At 59.7% G+C, this 15,777-nt stretch carries 20 protein-coding genes; 12 read left to right on the top strand and 8 right to left on the bottom strand.

The annotated features are described in order from the left end of the window. Window positions 1–19 precede the first annotated feature (19 nt). The gene (locus SynNOUM97013_RS13340; RefSeq protein ID WP_186480210.1) at window positions 20–2,248 is read left to right on the top strand and encodes a molybdopterin oxidoreductase family protein; all 2,229 of its coding nucleotides are present in this window, start codon (window positions 20–22) and stop codon (window positions 2,246–2,248) included. Here the strand turns inward: SynNOUM97013_RS13340 and SynNOUM97013_RS13345 are convergent. Continuing rightward, window positions 2,229–2,696, bottom strand: a complete 468-nt coding sequence (locus SynNOUM97013_RS13345; RefSeq protein ID WP_186480211.1) for a nitrate reductase associated protein — start codon at window positions 2,694–2,696, stop codon at window positions 2,229–2,231. The genes SynNOUM97013_RS13340 and SynNOUM97013_RS13345 overlap by 20 nt on opposite strands. Before the next feature lie 294 nt (window positions 2,697–2,990). On the opposite strand from SynNOUM97013_RS13345, the gene SynNOUM97013_RS13350 reads away from it, so the two are divergent. From SynNOUM97013_RS13350 to glp, 3 genes are read left to right on the top strand one after another with little or no spacing between them, the layout of a single operon-like run. After that, window positions 2,991–3,206, top strand: coding sequence for a hypothetical protein (locus SynNOUM97013_RS13350; RefSeq protein ID WP_186480212.1), 216 nt, complete (start codon window positions 2,991–2,993; stop codon window positions 3,204–3,206). A 33-nt stretch (window positions 3,207–3,239) separates the two neighbouring features. Then, window positions 3,240–3,716: a cyclic pyranopterin monophosphate synthase MoaC gene (gene moaC / locus SynNOUM97013_RS13355; protein WP_186480213.1), complete on the top strand. Its 477-nt coding sequence runs from the start codon at window positions 3,240–3,242 to the stop codon at window positions 3,714–3,716. Beyond that, window positions 3,697–4,950, top strand: a complete 1,254-nt coding sequence (glp, locus tag SynNOUM97013_RS13360; RefSeq protein WP_186480214.1) for a gephyrin-like molybdotransferase Glp — start codon at window positions 3,697–3,699, stop codon at window positions 4,948–4,950. Before moaC ends, glp begins: the two co-directional genes overlap by 20 nt. A 9-nt stretch (window positions 4,951–4,959) precedes the next feature. Here glp and SynNOUM97013_RS13365 read toward each other — a convergent pair whose 3' ends face one another. Continuing rightward, window positions 4,960–5,781, bottom strand: coding sequence for a hypothetical protein (locus SynNOUM97013_RS13365; RefSeq protein ID WP_255442827.1), 822 nt, complete (start codon window positions 5,779–5,781; stop codon window positions 4,960–4,962). 38 nt (window positions 5,782–5,819) lie between these two features. Here SynNOUM97013_RS13365 and SynNOUM97013_RS13370 point away from each other — a divergent pair, with 38 nt between their 5' ends. Beyond that, the gene (locus tag SynNOUM97013_RS13370; protein ID WP_186480215.1) at window positions 5,820–6,683 is read left to right on the top strand and encodes an NAD-dependent epimerase/dehydratase family protein; all 864 of its coding nucleotides are present in this window, start codon (window positions 5,820–5,822) and stop codon (window positions 6,681–6,683) included. Here SynNOUM97013_RS13370 and SynNOUM97013_RS13375 read toward each other — a convergent pair. Together SynNOUM97013_RS13375 and SynNOUM97013_RS13380 are read right to left on the bottom strand one after the other, a co-directional pair. Further along, window positions 6,647–7,075 carry a molybdenum cofactor biosynthesis protein MoaE gene (locus SynNOUM97013_RS13375; protein WP_186480216.1) on the bottom strand — a complete coding sequence of 143 codons (429 nt, stop codon included), beginning with the start codon at window positions 7,073–7,075 and terminating at the stop codon, window positions 6,647–6,649. The two genes, SynNOUM97013_RS13370 and SynNOUM97013_RS13375, sit on opposite strands and share 37 nt — an antisense overlap. Window positions 7,076–7,078: 3 nt before the next feature. Further along, the gene (locus SynNOUM97013_RS13380) at window positions 7,079–7,342 is read right to left on the bottom strand and encodes a MoaD/ThiS family protein (RefSeq protein WP_255442828.1); all 264 of its coding nucleotides are present in this window, start codon (window positions 7,340–7,342) and stop codon (window positions 7,079–7,081) included. An 18-nt stretch (window positions 7,343–7,360) separates the two neighbouring features. Between SynNOUM97013_RS13380 and moaB the strand changes: the two genes are divergently transcribed. Beyond that, a complete protein-coding gene (gene moaB / locus SynNOUM97013_RS13385) occupies window positions 7,361–7,858 on the top strand; it encodes a molybdenum cofactor biosynthesis protein B (protein ID WP_186480218.1) in 498 nt (165 codons plus the stop codon). A gap of 8 nt (window positions 7,859–7,866) precedes the next feature. Here the strand turns inward: moaB and cobA are convergent, their stop codons facing one another. Together cobA and SynNOUM97013_RS13395 are read right to left on the bottom strand one after the other, a co-directional pair. Then, window positions 7,867–8,655: a uroporphyrinogen-III C-methyltransferase gene (gene cobA, locus SynNOUM97013_RS13390; protein WP_186480219.1), complete on the bottom strand. Its 789-nt coding sequence runs from the start codon at window positions 8,653–8,655 to the stop codon at window positions 7,867–7,869. Beyond that, complete coding sequence (locus SynNOUM97013_RS13395) at window positions 8,652–9,257, bottom strand: DNA mismatch repair protein MutS (RefSeq protein ID WP_370586433.1); 606 nt, start codon at window positions 9,255–9,257, stop codon at window positions 8,652–8,654. The genes cobA and SynNOUM97013_RS13395 overlap by 4 nt, the downstream gene beginning before the upstream one ends. Before the next feature lie 81 nt (window positions 9,258–9,338). Between SynNOUM97013_RS13395 and SynNOUM97013_RS13400 the strand changes: the two genes are divergently transcribed. The 4 genes from SynNOUM97013_RS13400 to SynNOUM97013_RS13415 all read left to right on the top strand — a co-directional run bounded on the left by SynNOUM97013_RS13400 (window position 9,339) and on the right by SynNOUM97013_RS13415 (window position 13,310). Then, complete coding sequence (locus SynNOUM97013_RS13400; RefSeq protein ID WP_255442829.1) at window positions 9,339–9,587, top strand: hypothetical protein; 249 nt, start codon at window positions 9,339–9,341, stop codon at window positions 9,585–9,587. Window positions 9,588–9,838: 251 nt separating this feature from the next. Then, window positions 9,839–11,380: a ferredoxin--nitrite reductase gene (locus SynNOUM97013_RS13405; protein ID WP_186480221.1), complete on the top strand. Its 1,542-nt coding sequence runs from the start codon at window positions 9,839–9,841 to the stop codon at window positions 11,378–11,380. Window positions 11,381–11,678: 298 nt separating this feature from the next. Then, entirely contained in the window at window positions 11,679–12,569 is an 891-nt protein-coding gene (locus SynNOUM97013_RS13410; protein ID WP_186481656.1) for a formate/nitrite transporter family protein, read from the top strand. Between the two features lie 9 nt (window positions 12,570–12,578). Beyond that, window positions 12,579–13,310: a HEAT repeat domain-containing protein gene (locus SynNOUM97013_RS13415; protein WP_255442830.1), complete on the top strand. Its 732-nt coding sequence runs from the start codon at window positions 12,579–12,581 to the stop codon at window positions 13,308–13,310. Between the two features lie 83 nt (window positions 13,311–13,393). On the opposite strand, the gene cynS is transcribed toward SynNOUM97013_RS13415, so the two are convergent. After that, complete coding sequence (gene cynS, locus SynNOUM97013_RS13420; RefSeq protein WP_370586481.1) at window positions 13,394–13,846, bottom strand: cyanase; 453 nt, start codon at window positions 13,844–13,846, stop codon at window positions 13,394–13,396. Between the two features lie 181 nt (window positions 13,847–14,027). Between cynS and SynNOUM97013_RS13425 the strand changes: the two genes are divergently transcribed. Together SynNOUM97013_RS13425 and SynNOUM97013_RS13430 are read left to right on the top strand one after the other, a co-directional pair. Further along, complete coding sequence (locus SynNOUM97013_RS13425) at window positions 14,028–14,192, top strand: cyanate hydratase (protein WP_186480223.1); 165 nt, start codon at window positions 14,028–14,030, stop codon at window positions 14,190–14,192. 73 nt (window positions 14,193–14,265) lie between these two features. After that, the gene (locus SynNOUM97013_RS13430; protein WP_186480224.1) at window positions 14,266–15,336 is read left to right on the top strand and encodes an anthranilate phosphoribosyltransferase family protein; all 1,071 of its coding nucleotides are present in this window, start codon (window positions 14,266–14,268) and stop codon (window positions 15,334–15,336) included. Here the strand turns inward: SynNOUM97013_RS13430 and SynNOUM97013_RS13435 are convergent. Beyond that, window positions 15,297–15,764 carry a GNAT family N-acetyltransferase gene (locus SynNOUM97013_RS13435; protein WP_186480225.1) on the bottom strand — a complete coding sequence of 156 codons (468 nt, stop codon included), beginning with the start codon at window positions 15,762–15,764 and terminating at the stop codon, window positions 15,297–15,299. The genes SynNOUM97013_RS13430 and SynNOUM97013_RS13435 overlap by 40 nt on opposite strands. Between the last annotated feature and the right edge of the window lie 13 nt (window positions 15,765–15,777).

The raw sequence follows: 15,777 nt of genomic DNA on the forward strand, positions 1-15,777 counted from the left end.
ATTCTCTGCCTCTCAGGATGTGACTGATTCCAGAGCCAATCCCACAAGCCAATGTCCTTACTGCGGCGTGGGCTGCGGCCTGGAACTGCTGCCTCCAGGCGAAGCAGGCAAATCCGTGAAGCGGGATGCCGACGGCAATCCCATGTGGGCAGCACGGGGAGATCGCCAACACCCATCCAGTCTTGGACAGGTCTGCATCAAAGGCGCCACGGTGGGTGAAACCCTGGCCCGCGGACGCCTGAGCCAACCGCTTTACCGCCCCACACTCAACGACGACTTTCAACCCATCAGCTGGGACAGCGCCTTTGACCTACTGACCGGACGCATCCGCAGCACGCTGGCCGGCAAAGGCCCCAATGCCATTGCCATGTATGGGTCAGGGCAATTTCACACCGAGGATTACTACCTGGCTCAGAAACTCCTGAAAGGAGCGCTGGGAACCAACAACTTCGATGCCAACTCGCGGCTGTGCATGAGCTCCGCAGTGGCCGGATACACACGAAGCCTGGGATCCGATGGTCCTCCTTGCTGCTACGAAGATCTGGACCATTGCTCCGTGGCCTTCCTGATTGGCACCAACACGGCCGAGTGCCATCCCGTGCTGTTCCAGCGACTGCTGAAGCGCAAGAAACGCGACCCGAAAGGGCTCACCATCGTGGTGGTGGATCCGCGCACGACCGACACCGCCAAGATCGCTGACCACCATCTGGCGATCGCTCCAGGCACGGACCTCGCACTCCTCCACGGCCTGGCACGACTGGTCATCCAGGACAACGGCTTCGATAGCGATTTCATCGATGCAGCCACCGAAGGCTTCGCGTCGTACACCCAGACCATCAATGCCTGGACCCCCGGCAAAACCGCCAAGTTCTGTGGGATCACGGAACAGGATCTGCGCGCCGTCGGCCGACTCTGGAGTCGCAAAGAAGGCGTCCTCAGTCTCTGGTCGATGGGGGTCAATCAACGCCGGGAAGGAACGGCCGTGGTCAGTGGGCTGATCAACCTGCACCTGCTCACTGGAGAAATCGGCAAGCCAGGTGCCGGGCCCTTCTCACTCACCGGTCAACCCAATGCCATGGGCGGCCGTGAAGCCGGAGGGCTGGCTCATTTGCTTCCTGGATACAGGCTGGTGACCAACCCGGAGCACAGGGCAGAGGTGGAGCAAGCCTGGGGGTTCGCCAAGAACTCCATTGCTGCAACACCAGGACTGAGTGCCTGGCAGCAGGTGGAGGCCATGGAACAGGGCAAGCTCGATCTGTGGTGGGTGGCAGCCACCAATCCCCTGGTGAGCATGCCCGACCTGGAAAGAGTGAAGAACGCCATGCAGCGCTGTCCGCTCGTGGTCGTCAGTGAGGCGTACGCCGATACGGAAACTTCCCACTACGCCCATCTGCTGCTGCCCGCAGCGCAGTGGAGCGAAAAGGCGGGTGCCATGACCAATTCAGAGCGACGGGTCACCTACTGCCCGTCGTTTCGGCCACTCCACGGCGAAAGCCGTCCTGATTGGGAGGTGTTCGCTGAACTTGGACGTCGACTGGGATTCACCGAGCAGTTCTCATATAAATCCTCAGCGGAGGTCTACGCGGAATTCACAACGCTCACCGAAGGCCGCGTCTGTGATGTCTCCGGCCTCAGCCATGGCTTGCTTCAGGCCCATGGGTCGCAGCAATGGCCTTTCCCCAAGGGACATGAGCCAACCCGCATCTCCAAGCGTCTTTACGTCGGCAAACGATTCCCGACAGCCAGTGGTCGTGCACGTTTCCAGTCAGAAGCACCGCTCGGCCTTGCCGAGCCACCCTGTGATGTCTATCCGCTCGTCCTAACAGTGGGCCGTTATCTCGGCCAGTGGCACACCATGACTCGCACCGGCATGGTGCAACGACTCAACGACATGCATCCGGAACCACGCCTGGAGATGCATCCTGAGGATGCCAAGGCCTACGGCCTCGACGACAACGGACTGGCCGCGATCACATCCCGGCGCGGCACCCTGACCGCCCGCGTGACGTTGACGGATCGCATTCGCCGCGGCTCGGTGTTTCTGCCGATGCACTGGGGTTTCACCCAAGCCGAAGCCTGTGAAGCCAACACCCTGATGCATGAGCAGTCCTGCCCAATCTCCAAACAGCCGGAACTCAAAGCCTCAGCCGTTGTGGTGGCCCCGGCCGTGTCGGTCATGAAACCCGCTGAGCAGCAGACCGGACGGCTGGAAAGCCTGCGCCGACTGCTCATCCCAGCACTTCGCTGAAGGCCGCCTCGAGATTGTGGTGATCGTGCCCTGACCTGGCCAGCTTGCAGAGGGCAAAGCGATCGAGCTCACGCATACCCTGCCAGGCCTGCGGTGTGAGCTGAACACCACGCGAGCGCGCTGCGTCCAGGAGCTGATCCGGCAGACGATCCGGTTGCTGCCAGGGCTCATCCACCGCTGGCGGCAGATCTTTCACCACACCATCCGCCATGGTCACGGTGCTGAGCTGCAAATGCTCTCGCATTTGCTGCAGGTGTTCGCGTGAATCTCCCCAATCCACCAACTGCTGACGCTGCGCCTGGGTCATCGCCAGCCAATGACTCAATTTGAGCTTCACACCAGCCAAATCCAGCTTGCGGCGGACGCACAGTGGAATGCATCGCCAAGATCCGACGAAATCCTGCTCAAAGGCAAAACAATGCCGCGCCTGATCCAGCTGCGAATGCATTGGTAGCCAAAGCGACGATTTTTCTATCTCTAGCTGGAAACGGTGACAACAACGACTATCAATTGCAGCCAAAACAAAGAGTCTTGTCTCAACTTTGGACGCGTCAATGCGCTTCGCTCTGAGCCTGGGATTGCTGCTTGGATCCGCTCACGGATGGCTGGCTTCAGAGGGGTTGGCAACCGGTCTGCTTGTTCTCAATCACGAAGCCAACGGGTCAAATCTGCAACATTTCAGTGCTTTTGGTAGCAACGAGTACATTCTGTATCCATAGTGAATGTCTCCGACATTCGTTCAATGGCCTTCAGCACCACCACCAGCCAGGTCCAGCGCAGCCCCCTGACCGTTGCAGCAGGCTTCGTTGGCGCCTTCATCGTGGCCTCCCTCGCTGTGCAGATGGTGCTGAGCCAGAAGGCAGCCAACGCTCCATCCACCGCTGCAACAGCAACCACACAGGTGGAACCGGTGGTGACCTCCCAAGCCGCCATGTGGTCAGTGCTCGGCGAGCGCTGATCAACACTGGAGCGGTCAACAACCCGTTCACGCATGGCTGACGAGCTCTCGCACCTCACCGATCAAGGTGAGGTGCACATGGTGGAGGTTGGCGATCGCGCGATCACCAAACGGGAAGCGACGGCCGCCGGAACACTGGTGATGCAGCCCTCCACGCTGGAGCTTGTGCTGCGTGGAGACACCCCAAAAGGAGACCTGCTGGCGGTCGCACGCATCGCGGCCATCCAAGGGGCGAAGCGCACGTCCGAGCTGATTCCCCTCTGTCACCCGCTGCCGATCAGCGGCATGGACATCAGCATCGAGCCCGATCCCTCCCTGCCAGGACTCAAAGTGCAGGCGAGCTGCCGCACCACAGGTCAGACCGGGGTCGAGATGGAAGCGATCACGGCGGTCTCCATCGGTCTGGTCACGCTCTACGACATGTTGAAATCCGTGGAGCCAGGCATGACGATCAACGGCATCCAGCTGCTGCACAAGGACGGAGGTCGCCATGGCAGCTGGAGCTGCTGAGCCCTACGGCCGTGAAGGTCTCCCCCTCGAGGAAGCCCGGAGACGTGTCTTGGCAGCCATCACGCCGCTAAATCAAAGCGTCACCGTGCCACTCAACGAGGCCTTGGGTCGTGTGAGCGCTGAAGCGGTGATTGCCACCGTTCCAGTGCCTGGGTTCCGCGCATCAATCATGGACGGTTATGCCCTGGGGCAAGACCGTCAACCGACCGTGGGCGATCGCTGGATGCTGAAGGGACGCGCTTCTGCGGGACAGCCTTTCAACGAGAAGCTCTCAGCCGGTGAGTGCATCCGAATTCTCACGGGAGCACCCCTTCCGGAGGGCGCTGGCTGGGTCCTTCCTCAGGAACTCATCGCGGTCGACAGCAACCAGATCCAATTAAGCCAGGAAGCCTCTGACCGGCCCTGGATCCGCGCGGCAGATGAAGAATGTCGGCCCGGTGATCCACTTCTGGCCGCCGGCCAGCGGCTAGGACCTGCAGACCTGGCCCGGCTCGCCAGCTGCGGCGTAGCCGAGCTGACCGTGCAGCAAAAACCACGCATTGGCCTATTGATCAGTGGCGATGAACTGGTGCCACCTGGGGCCCCGAGACCGCCCGGCACCATCTGGGAAAGCAATGGCACACTGCTGGAGACAATGCTCCAGGCCCTCGGACACCAGGTGCATCAGTGCTGTGTGGTGGCCGATCAACCTGATGCCTTACGCGTGACCCTTGGTGAGCTTGCCGATTGCTGCGATGTGGTGGTCAGCACCGGAGGCGTCTCGGCGGGGGACAGCGACTGGATTCGTCCGCTCGTCGCTGAACTGGGCGCGGTGGACTTCTGGAAACTGTTCCTGCGGCCTGGCCGCCCCTTTGCCTTTGGTGCCCTGCATGATGGCGTGCCCTTCTTCGGCCTACCGGGCAATCCCGTGGCCGCCGCAGTGACGGGATTGCAACTGCTCTGGCCGGCACTTCAGGTGCTGGAAGGCCAAAGCGAACCAGAACGCTTCCCCCGGATCCAGGTGGAGCTGGCGGATCCGCTGACGCGACGTCCCGGCCGGCCGGAACTCGCGCGCGCGCGACTGGAAACCAGCAGTGACGGAGCTCTGATGGCACGCGTGGATGGTTCACAGGCGTCATCGCGCATCGGCTCCCTGCAGGAAGCCGATCTGCTTTTGGAACTGCCGGCAGATGCGGGTGATCTCAAGCCCGGCGAACGGGTCTGGGCCCAGCTGATCCGCAGTCGCCTGTTTTAAATCGCCTCCTCAGCTGAGGGGAACTGGTTGAAAGCTGGAGCGGTCCCATTGCAGGAGCCGTCCATCAGCATCAAAACAAATGCTGACCTGCTGGAACCGATCAGCGGCAAGCCGTGCACCGATCTCCAACGTGCATGCTGAATCGGGCAACCGTTCAGGCGCCGAAAACACCAAACCGTCCGGCATCACTGCACTGCAGTCATGACGCAGCAGCTGATCCGGTTCAAACACCACAGACCGTGGATCACTGGCTCGTGCCATCACCCCTGGCTGTGGCCGAAGCGATTCGGCCTGGCCCGGCCAACCCCGCAAGGGTTCAAGCAACGCCTCGGGTGTCCCGCACGTGGGACGCTCAGGTTCGAGATCTGCAGCATCGCGACAGCGAAAGGCCACCGCTCCCACGGCCTGCAACCACCAGGCGCCATCACGCGGCTCCCAGAGCAGCACCAACATCGAACGGGAGCGGCCTTGGAAGAGATTGATCTCATGGCCGAAGCGACCGCGCGCCGCATCAAGCCGCAGGCTGGATTGGCCGCCAGCACCCTCAAATTGCCAGCATCCGCCGCCAGCGTTGTAACTCTGCCGGTTGATGGCATAGGTGGCTTGCCCTCCCGGAGTGAAGGCCAGGCCTGAACCATCCCAAACACCATGGTCTGCATCACTGAAGCGGATGACGTAGGTGGTGGGATCAATCACCCGTTGCGGCGTGGTCAGATCCAACCGATCCGAGCCATCACGCCCAAACCAGGTGCCGGGTCCCTGCCAACAGCCGGCGAAATTGATTCGATTCAACACCCACTGATCGGTCATCGAAGTCACCGTGAAAGCCATCAAACGTCTTTAAGGTCGTCAAACTGTTCGCGCCAGTGATGGGACTCACGATCATTGGTTGTGGCTATGTGGGTCAGGCCTTGGCGAGAAGGCTGCAGCCGCAACGACCGCAGCTGGGCTTGACCCTGACCACGACACGGCAGGAGCGTCAGGGCGCACTGAGGCCCTTGGCTGATGAGGTCATGGTCTGCGATGCCACGGATCCAGAGCAACTGCTGAAGAGCCTTCAAAACAGTCGCACCGCAGTGTTCTGCCTTGGTCCAAAAGGGAATCAACAGGTGGATGAAGAGGGCTACAGGCACACCTTCGTCGACAGCTTCCACTGCCTGAGGTTGCTGTTGCCACAACTGCCGCAACTGCGTCAGATCCTCTACACGAGCAGCTGCTCGGTCTATGGCGATGCCAACGGCGATTGGGTGGATGAGACCACACCTGCCAGCCCAGGCCCCGGCCATGGCTCCGTGCTCCTAGAGAGCGAGCAGCTGTTGGGCGCCATCAACGACAGGACGGTTTGCATCCTGCGCTTGGGGGCCCTGCATGGACCAGGCCGTGATCTCGACGAGCGCCTCAAAGGTTTGGCCGGCCAAGCACGACAGGGGGAAGGCAACACCTTCACCAACTGGGTGCATGTAGACGATGCCGCTGGTGCCCTGGAGGCTGCTGTCGATGGGCATTGGAGCGGTGTGGTGAATGTGGTCAATGACCAGCCCATCCGGGTGCGGGACCTCGTGGAACAAAGCCTGGCGCATCAAGGGCTCGCGACGGTGCAATGGATGGGAGGTCTGGAACCGCAGTCCGATGGAAGGCGCATCCGCAACCAGCGGTTAAAGCAATTGGGCTATCGATTGCTGCACCCCAACGTGGATCAGAGTGGTGTGTTCTCCGCCAACCAGGTGCCCTGATCGCTGCACCACTCCCTCTTCCAGAACGGCGCCCGATGCTTGAGCTCCTCCAATAGCTCCGCTGAACAGCGCTGGGCGGCCCCCCGCCGATCCGCCTCGACAGCCACCAGCACGATCGGCTCACCCGGACGCAACAGCCCAACCCGATGCAGAACCAGCATCGCTCCTGCCCCGTGCTGCTGCTGCAGTCGCTCTGCCATGGCTGTGATCTGGCGCTCACACAATCCGGGATAGTGCTCCAACTCCAATGCCTGAAGCACCCGACCATCGATTGCGATCGGTCGCACGCGGCCGACAAACACCGCCACCGCTGCAGGATCGCCGCCCCAACGCATCAGCTCCAGCCAAGGGTCGAAGGATGTCGAACGAATTTCAACCTGGATGCCATTCATCCCTCAACCTCCCGTGAAGGGAGGCAGAAAAGCCAGCTCATCACCGGCATGCAGGGGCTGATCCAGCTCCACCAACTGCTGGTTGACGGCAACACTGATGCCCTGCAACGAGCCGAGATCCAACTGGTGCCAGACCTCACGGGCTGTGACCGCCTCTGATGACAGCGGCAGTGAGCGCTCGGCCCAACCCGCCCTTTCGCGCAGAGAAGCGAAAAGCAACACGTGCAGCACCACGGCCGTTGCAGCTGAAGAGGTTCTAGCGTCCAAGCTCGCCGCCGCCGTTCCGTGGGCCTCGCGATTGCCTTGCTCACCATTTCCGACACACGCACCCTCGATGAGGACAGCAGCGGCGATCAGCTGCAGCGCAGCATCGAAGACGCTGGCCATCAACTCCATCAGCGTGCCCTCTGTGCGGATGATCGCTATCAAATCAGGGCGGAATTGAGCCGCTGGATCGCGGACCCAACCGTTGACGTGGTGATCACCAGCGGCGGGACCGGCCTGACCGGCCGGGATGGCACACCGGAAGCGGTTGCACCGCTGCTGGACAAAACCATCGACGGCTTCGGAGAGCTGTTCCGCGTGATCTCGTTTGACAGCATCGGCACCAGCACCCTGCAAAGCCGCTGTCTGGCAGGCGTTGCCAATGGCACCTTTGTGTTTGTGCTGCCTGGCTCCCTGGATGCCGTCACCACGGCCTGGCAACGGTTGATCCGAGCACAGCTCAATCCCGAAACCCGACCCTGCAACCTGGCGCAACTACGGGCACGACTCAAGGAGTGAGGCGCCGATCAAAACGGAATCGGCATGGTGACCGCTGCAGGTGACGGCTTGCAAGCTTCAACCTGATGATCAACCACGTCTCCGACCACAACGATGGACGGTGACTTGAACTCCTGCGCTCTGGTCTGATCGGCAACATTCGCGAGGGTGGCCTTCAGACAACGCTGGCCAGCCACTGTCCCCTGCTGAATCACGGCAACGGGCGTCTCCGGCACGAGCCCACCCGCCATCAGCTCTTCCGCGATGCGAGGCAGGTTGTGCAGACCCATGTAGATCACCAGCCCATCGCTGGAAGCAGCGAGGGAACGCCAGTTGACGGAAGGGCGCCGCTTGTCGATCTCCTCGTGACCGGTCACGAAGGTGACGGAAGAACCCGCACGCCGATGGGTCACCGGGATGCCGGCATAGGCCGGTGCAGCAATTCCTGCGGTCACCCCTGGCACTACCTGCACAGGGATCTGTCGTTCCGCCAGATACGCCGCCTCCTCTCCACCTCGGCCAAACAGGAAGGGATCCCCACCCTTCAGCCGAACGACGGTTGCGTGCTTCTCGGCCATCTCCACCAGCACCGCGTTGGTGCTGGGTTGAGGCACGGAATGATGACCCCGACGTTTCCCCACAAACCGGCGCTCACAGCTCTCCGGCACCAGGTCCAGCACTTCTTCGGGGACCAGGGAGTCGTACACAAGCGCATCGCAACTGCGCAGCAGACGATGCGCCTTCACGGTGAGCAGTTCAGGATCCCCGGGGCCTGCTCCCACCAGATAAACAGTTCCGAGTTGTTGAGCGGTGGTCACGGCAGAGCGATCAGCAAATCAATCAGGCCCTGACGAATCAGGGAATGGTGCAGAAGCGGTTGCAAACCTCCAGCCTCGCTCAGCGACTCCGTCATGCGATTGGGAGCCAAAGCGAGGGGGAATGCCTGGGCTTTGGGGTGATGCAGGAGGTACTCCGACCACTGGTCGGACGGGAGCAAGGGAACGGACAGTCGCTTGCTCAACTGTTGGAGAAAACGATCAGCAACTCCAGGGCGAAGGGGATGGTGAAGCAGCACGACTTCAGCAGTCAACAAAGGATCGAGCGCTTCTGACACCAGCGACCACCAACGCGACCAGGCCCCAAGAAACGGAAGGAGTGTGACATCCGCACCTTCCGAACGCATGCGCCGCCGAATGGCAGGCACATCATCACGAGCATGCGCCCCTGGCCACAACAGCAACGGCACCAACCAGCTTGACGCGTCAGGGCACGGCGGCGGAGCATCAGCCGTCAGCACCTCGAGCTGAACCGGAGCTGAACGATGCTGTTGGAGCTCCTGCCTCAGAGCCGTCAGGGCCTCGGGCACCACGCCCCCCGAGCGACCATGCACCACCAAACGGATGGCCCGCTCGGATTGCAACTTTCGATTCCGTAGCAATGGCCACGGATCGATGGCCGAACCGACTGCTGACATCACACCATCGTCAAGGTTTTTCGTCTCATGTCCCGACGTCAATACTCCGAACGCGCTGCTTTGGAGGGACGCTCCCGCAGAGAGTTCTCCGATCAAAGCTACCGGTCGAGACGATTTGAAGAACGCGAAAGCTTTGGCAGCAGAGGGCCGAGACGTGCCGACAGAGCTCGTTTTCAGAGCGAGCTTGAGCGGGATTTCGCGGCGATGAAGCGCGTCTGGCAGATGCTCCGTTACGGAGCCGTTCGCATGCTTGGCGAAGTTGGACGCCAATACTGAGACCTCGGAAGGCAGCCTTCTACGGCTCAGCCGGGGACAGCAGATGTAGCCACGGCAACCATTTGCTCCATTCGACAACGGCAGGGACTCAACAGCCAAAACTGTTCGAACCAATACCGACAGGCGCACCACCGCCCTGTTGACTTCACATCTGAGCGCTCCCTTCATTCTGAGGCGCTGGTTTTAAACAACCAATTTGATTGATCCTCGCAGGTTTTGAACGATCAATCCGCTCTATTCGTATCAAGATCATGACTCTCAGCTCTCCCTCCAGGCCCTATCTGGATGGCAAGAAGCTCAACAAGATCGAGCAGAACAAGGCCACCAAAGATGGCTTGCTTGTGGGCAGCGAGATTGAAAAATTTGCAGAACTGGGCTGGGAGCAGGTCGATGAAACAGACCTTCAACTGCGCTTGAAGTGGTACGGCATGTTTTGGCGCCCGAAGACCCCGGGCAAATTCATGTTGCGGCTAAGAGTTCCGAATGGCGTGCTGTCGGCCGATCAGCTTCGCGTCGTCGCTTCCATTGTCGAGCGATACGGCGACGAAGGCAGTTGTGACATCACCACACGCCAGAACCTGCAACTGCGAGGCGTGCTTCTCGGAGATCTGCCCGAGATCCTTCGTCGTCTTGATCAAGCTGGGCTGAGCACCATCCAATCCGGCTTCGACAACCCTCGGAATGTCACCGGCAATCCAATCGCTGGCATTGATCCTCAGGAGATCGTTGACACCCGTCCTTACACGACAGAGCTTCAGAACTTCCTGACCAACAACTGCAAAGGAAATCCTGAATATTCCAATTTGCCTCGCAAATGGAACACTGCGGTCGCAGGAGCCAAGGACAATTTCCTGCTGCATAACGACATCGTCTTCCACCCCGTGGAAAACAACGGCGTGATGGGATTTGGCGTCTGGATCGGCGGAGTGCTCTCCTCCCAGATGAATGCCTATGCGATCCCGCTGAATGCCTGGGTCAAGCCGGATGAAATCTGCAAGATGACCGACGCCGTGATTCGACTCTGGCGAGACAACGGAGAACGGGACAAGCGTCCAAAGGGTCGCTTCCGCCTCTACCTGGATCAGGTGGGTCACGACACATTCCGCGCTCAGGTTGAAGAGCTGTTCGGCCCCCTCACCCCGGATCCCGGCTCCGTCTTCGACACAACCCCTCGCTCGCACTACGGAATTCATCCGCAAAAGCAGGACGGCCTGTCATACGCAGGGCTTCATGTCCCTGTCGGACGCCTGAAAGCTCAGGATCTCCAGGATCTGGCCACCGCAAGCCTCAACTACGGCAGCGGCGAAGTGCGACTCACTGAAGATCAGAACGTGATTCTGATTGGACTTCCTGCTGAAAAGCTGGAGGGTTTCAAAGCCGATCAGCTGCTCGAGCGCTTCCCGCTCGAGCCTGGCCACATCGCAGCGGGAACCGTCTCCTGCACAGGAAACACCTATTGCGGATTTGCACTCACCAACACCAAGGATCAAGCCCTCCAGGCCGCACAGGAGCTGGATCAGGAATTAACGCTCCCTGAAGAGCTGAAAATTCACTGGACCGGATGTCCAAACACCTGTGGACAGGCCTACATGGGTGCCATTGGACTGACTGGAACCAAGGCCAAAAACAGCGATGGCGAGATGGGCGAGGGCTACACCATGACCCTCGGGGGATCACAGGGCCCCAATCCAACCATGGGTGAAGTGCACCGCAAAGCCATTCCGGCGGATGAAATCAAATCTGCCTTGCGCGAAGTGCTGATCGAACGGTTTGGCGCCACACCCCGCGCCTGAACGTTCGCAACTCGATCAAAACCAACTCAGAGCTGGTGCAGACCTTTTGAGGCCAACTCTGATCGCTCGACGGCACTTGCCCTCCCACCCTTCATGGCAAATAGCAACGACATTTTCTCCCGTCTGGTCAACTGGTTCACCTCAGCTGGCCAAGACAAACAACCCATCAGCCTCGGAGCAGATCAACAAGATCTGTTTTCCAGGCTGATGAACAAAATCAGCGGTTGAATCGCGTCGAATTCAATCCTCTCCAACCATTCATCCCACTACGAAAACCATGAGTGAGTCGGCCTCACAGATGGACTACGTCCTACCCAACGAACTTGTCGACGGCATGATTGCCGCAGGCGGCAAAAAAGCAACCGTCAGCGTCAAGAACCTGCTGCTGCGTGGATTTTATTCCGGCGCCATCCTTGGCCTGGCTGTGATCCTGGCCCTGACCGTGGGCCTCAAGAGTGGTCAACCCTGGCTGGGTTCCCTGTTGTTCCCATTCGGCTTCGCCAGCATCGTGCTTTTCGGCATGGAGCTGGTGACCGGCAACTTCGCCCTGCTGCCCATGGCAACTTGGGCCGGGAAAAGCTCTTGGAAAGCAACCTTCCGCAACTGGGCTTGGGTTTGGTTCGGTAACTGGATCGGCACCGCTGTGGTCGCCGTGCTGATGGCGATCAGCCTCACCAGCGGCGGCACCGTGGATCCTGCCTCTGCTGCCGATGGCGGTGGCATGTGGCAACAGGTTGCGGCCAAGATCATTGGCCTCAACAAAACCAACGTTGTCACCAAGTACCAGGACCTCGAAACCCTCGGGTTTTTCCTGGCCATCCTGCGCGGCCTGATTGCCAACTGGCTGGTGTGCCTCGGAGTGACCATGGCTCTGGTCAGCAAGAGCGTTCCCGGCAAGATTCTGGCCTGCTGGCTCCCGATCACCGCGTTCCAATCGATGGGTATGGAACACATCGTGGTGAACCAGTTCCTGCACACCGCCGGCCCCATCCTGGGATCCGGTGTGAACTTCGGTCAGGTGATCTTCTGGAACTGGCTGCCGGTCACCATCGGCAACATCATCGGTGGCATGGTGTTCATTGGCATGCTCTTCTACAGCACCCACCGCACCAAGGTTGAGAACGTCTTGCCCTCCGAGCATGACGACAAACTGGAGCGCGAACTGGCCGCTGAACTCGGCGCCCGCTGATCAACTCCTGTGTCACAACCTGTGAATGAAGCCGCTCTATGGGAGCGGCTTTCCCAATCACGTCGGGCTCCTCTGGAGCCCCATTGGCTGGGGGAGGTTTACTCCCCCAGCCTTTCTGTTGATCTGCGCCGAGCCTTATGCGAAAAGCTTGGAATGCTTGGCGATCAGGGCTGGCCTCAGATTCAGAGCCTGATCGATCAGCATGGAGCGCTACCTGATCTGGTGATGGCAGCAGGCCTCTGCCACCAGACAGACGCCAGAGACTGGTTGCTGGATCAACTGACCAGCAGTTCCCAACTGGATGACATCAACCTCTGCATTCTTCAGTCCCTCTCTTGCTGGGGTGCCGATGTGCCTGAAACCGTCGTCAAAGAAAGCCTGCGCCATCCAGGGCAACAGCACCGCCTCGCTGGGTTGCAGTTGCTGAGCTTCCGAGCTCACAACCTGAGCGATGAAGAACTGCTGAGCTATTGCTCTGAACTGCTCGATGACTTCAGAGACCCTGTCGTTATCGCAGCAATCCGTGTTCTGCAGCGACGGGATGGCACCAGCATCAGCGAAAGGCTGGCGCAGCTCTGCATCGATGGATCGGATGGGGTCGCTGCAGCAGCGTTTCGAGCCCTCGGCTGCATCGCCACCCCCAGCAGCCAGCGATGTTTGTTGGAACTCAGTGAAACACTGAGCGACGACTCCCGACGGCACTTGGCACAACAACAGCTGGAGCAACAATTCCGTTCCTAACCATGAAAAAGCCCGGCCTTCGCCGGGCTTTCTGATTGAGGTTCTTGCTTGAAAGCGTCCAAGCAGAAGAGAGCCTTAAAAAATCACCACTTTTTGTAGGGGAGGAACTTGCCGCACATCGTGATCTTGACACGATCACCCTTAGGATCTTCAACCTTGTCAACATCAAGAGTGAAATCAATGGCGCTCATGATGCCATCGCCGAATTTCTCCTGAATGACATCCTTCAGAGGCATGCCATACACCTGCATGATCTCGTAAAAACGATAGATCAGGGGATCGGTGGGAATCACGGGCTCGAGGCTGCCCTTAGTGGGGAATTCCTTTATAGCCGCAGTAATTGCAGGATCCAAAGACAACAAAGAAGCGAGCTTTTCAGCCTCTTCAGCTGACGCTGTGGCCTGTCCATAAAAGAGAGACGCAATCCACACTTCATCCAAACCAAGAGCCGCTTCAAGATCAGCAAAACTCATGCCTTTGGCCTTCTTCGCAGCCATCAGGGAAGCGGTCACTGTGCTCTGCGAGGGTGCTGCCAGCGAAGGGGATGAGGTAGGCGTCAGAGTCATGGCGTTTGTTGCCGTTTACTAATAAATGCTCTCGCCATTACTGCCTAAGAAAAGCAGCAAGAGGCACAAAACCAGAAACCCATTTCAGACACATTGATCACAACTCAAGCCGTCCAACGCTGCTCTAATAGGGCCACTTGTTTCCTTAACCATGAGCGATCTGTTTCGGTCTCTCACATCTTTACTGAATAGTCAGCAGCTCGACTCCAGCGGAGCCACAAGTCTTGTGCTTGAGCGTCTGTATTACGCCGATGGACGGCAAAATCCCCGCCACCCCCGCCACGGCAGCTTTGAGGGGCTGTCCCTGCTGGACTGATGCAATCGGTATCAAGCGCTACCAACAAGGGTGACCGCGCTGCAGAACACTGCTTGTATTAGCGGTGTACCCCGTGACGAGCACTGTTCTCAGCGGTCGTGAACGCTTTAAACAGCACCTGCGCAAGGTGGGTAGCGGAGAACACACCAGCAAGGGATTGAGCCGTGAAGAGGCGGCTGATGCCATGTCCCTCATGCTCGATCAAGAGGCAACCCCCGCACAGATCGGTGCTTTTCTGATCGCCCATCGCATCCGCCGTCCGGAACCGCAGGAGCTGACCGGAATGCTGGACACCTATCGATCCAGGGGTCCAGTGGTGCAGAGCTCACCTGGCCAGAGGCCACCCCTGTGCTTCGGCATGCCCTTTGACGGGCGTACACGCACGGCACCGATCTATCCCCTCACCATGTTGGTGCTCTTGGCTGCTGGCCAACCGGTGGTGCTTCAGGGCGGTGAGCGCATGCCGATCAAATACGGCATCACAGCCATGGACCTTTTCGTTCTGCTGGACCTTGATCTGACCGGCCTTTCCCTCAGCCAAGTGCAAGCAGGCTTTGACACCCATGGCTTTGCCCTCATCCACCAGCCGGATCATTTCTCCATCGCAGACTCGCTGATCGGATACCGCGAAGACCTCGGCAAACGCCCACCAGTGGCCAGCCTGGAACTTCTCTGGACAGCCCATGAAGGAGCGCATCTGCTGGTCAGCGGCTTCGTACACCCCCCTACCGAAAGCCGAGCCTGGGAAGCGCTCAGGCTCGCTGGAGAGACCGATGTGCTCACCGTGAAAGGACTGGAAGGAGGAACTGATCTACCGATTGGTCGGGCCTGCATCACAGCCCGTGTCCGCCATGGCGAGGCCGAACGGCAGATCCTGCATCCCCGGGATCACGGCTGCCATGACGCCGACGTTGAGTGGTCCAACGACCAGAACTGGAAGGACCAAGCCCTGGAAGCCCTGTCGAATCGAGGCCCGCTCAGTGATGCTCTTCGCTGGAATGCCGGGGCCTATCTGTGGTTTGCCGGTCTCAGTGAAACGCTGGAATCTGGCATCCAGAACGCTGTGGCCATGCTGGAAGGCGGCCAAGCCCTGGCACAACTTGATCAACTGCGGGAGTGGCGCAACAACCTCTCCATCCGGTAACGCTCAAACATCACACCAGCGATGGCGATCGTTTCCGGAGCCACCACGGTCCAACCCCGTCGCTCCAGCAGTGAGCGACTGCACTGACTGGCCTCCGTGCGCAGACAGGTCACACCTTCGTCAGCCGCGTCCGCTTCAATTCTGTCCAACAGAGCTCCAGCATGACCCTGGCGTGCGGCTCGTCCGCGGCAGTACAGCAGTGCGAGACGATCTCGCGGATCGCGGATCGCAAACGCAGCATCGTCTCCACTAATCCAGCCGCATCCCTCCCGGAGGGTGCGATCGAGCACCCCAGGCAGCCAGGCCAGAGCCGACCATGCCCGCACCTGCTGCTCTGAATAGAGCGCCCTGGTCTGGGTTTCGATGGCATCGGCGTAGATCTCCCGCAAAAGGCCTTCGTCAGCTGGAACGATTGGTCGAAGTGCCATGGCCAATGTCCCT

The sequence above is a fragment of the Synechococcus sp. NOUM97013 genome (assembly GCF_014279815.1).
Lineage (GTDB): Bacteria > Cyanobacteriota > Cyanobacteriia > PCC-6307 > Cyanobiaceae > Synechococcus_C.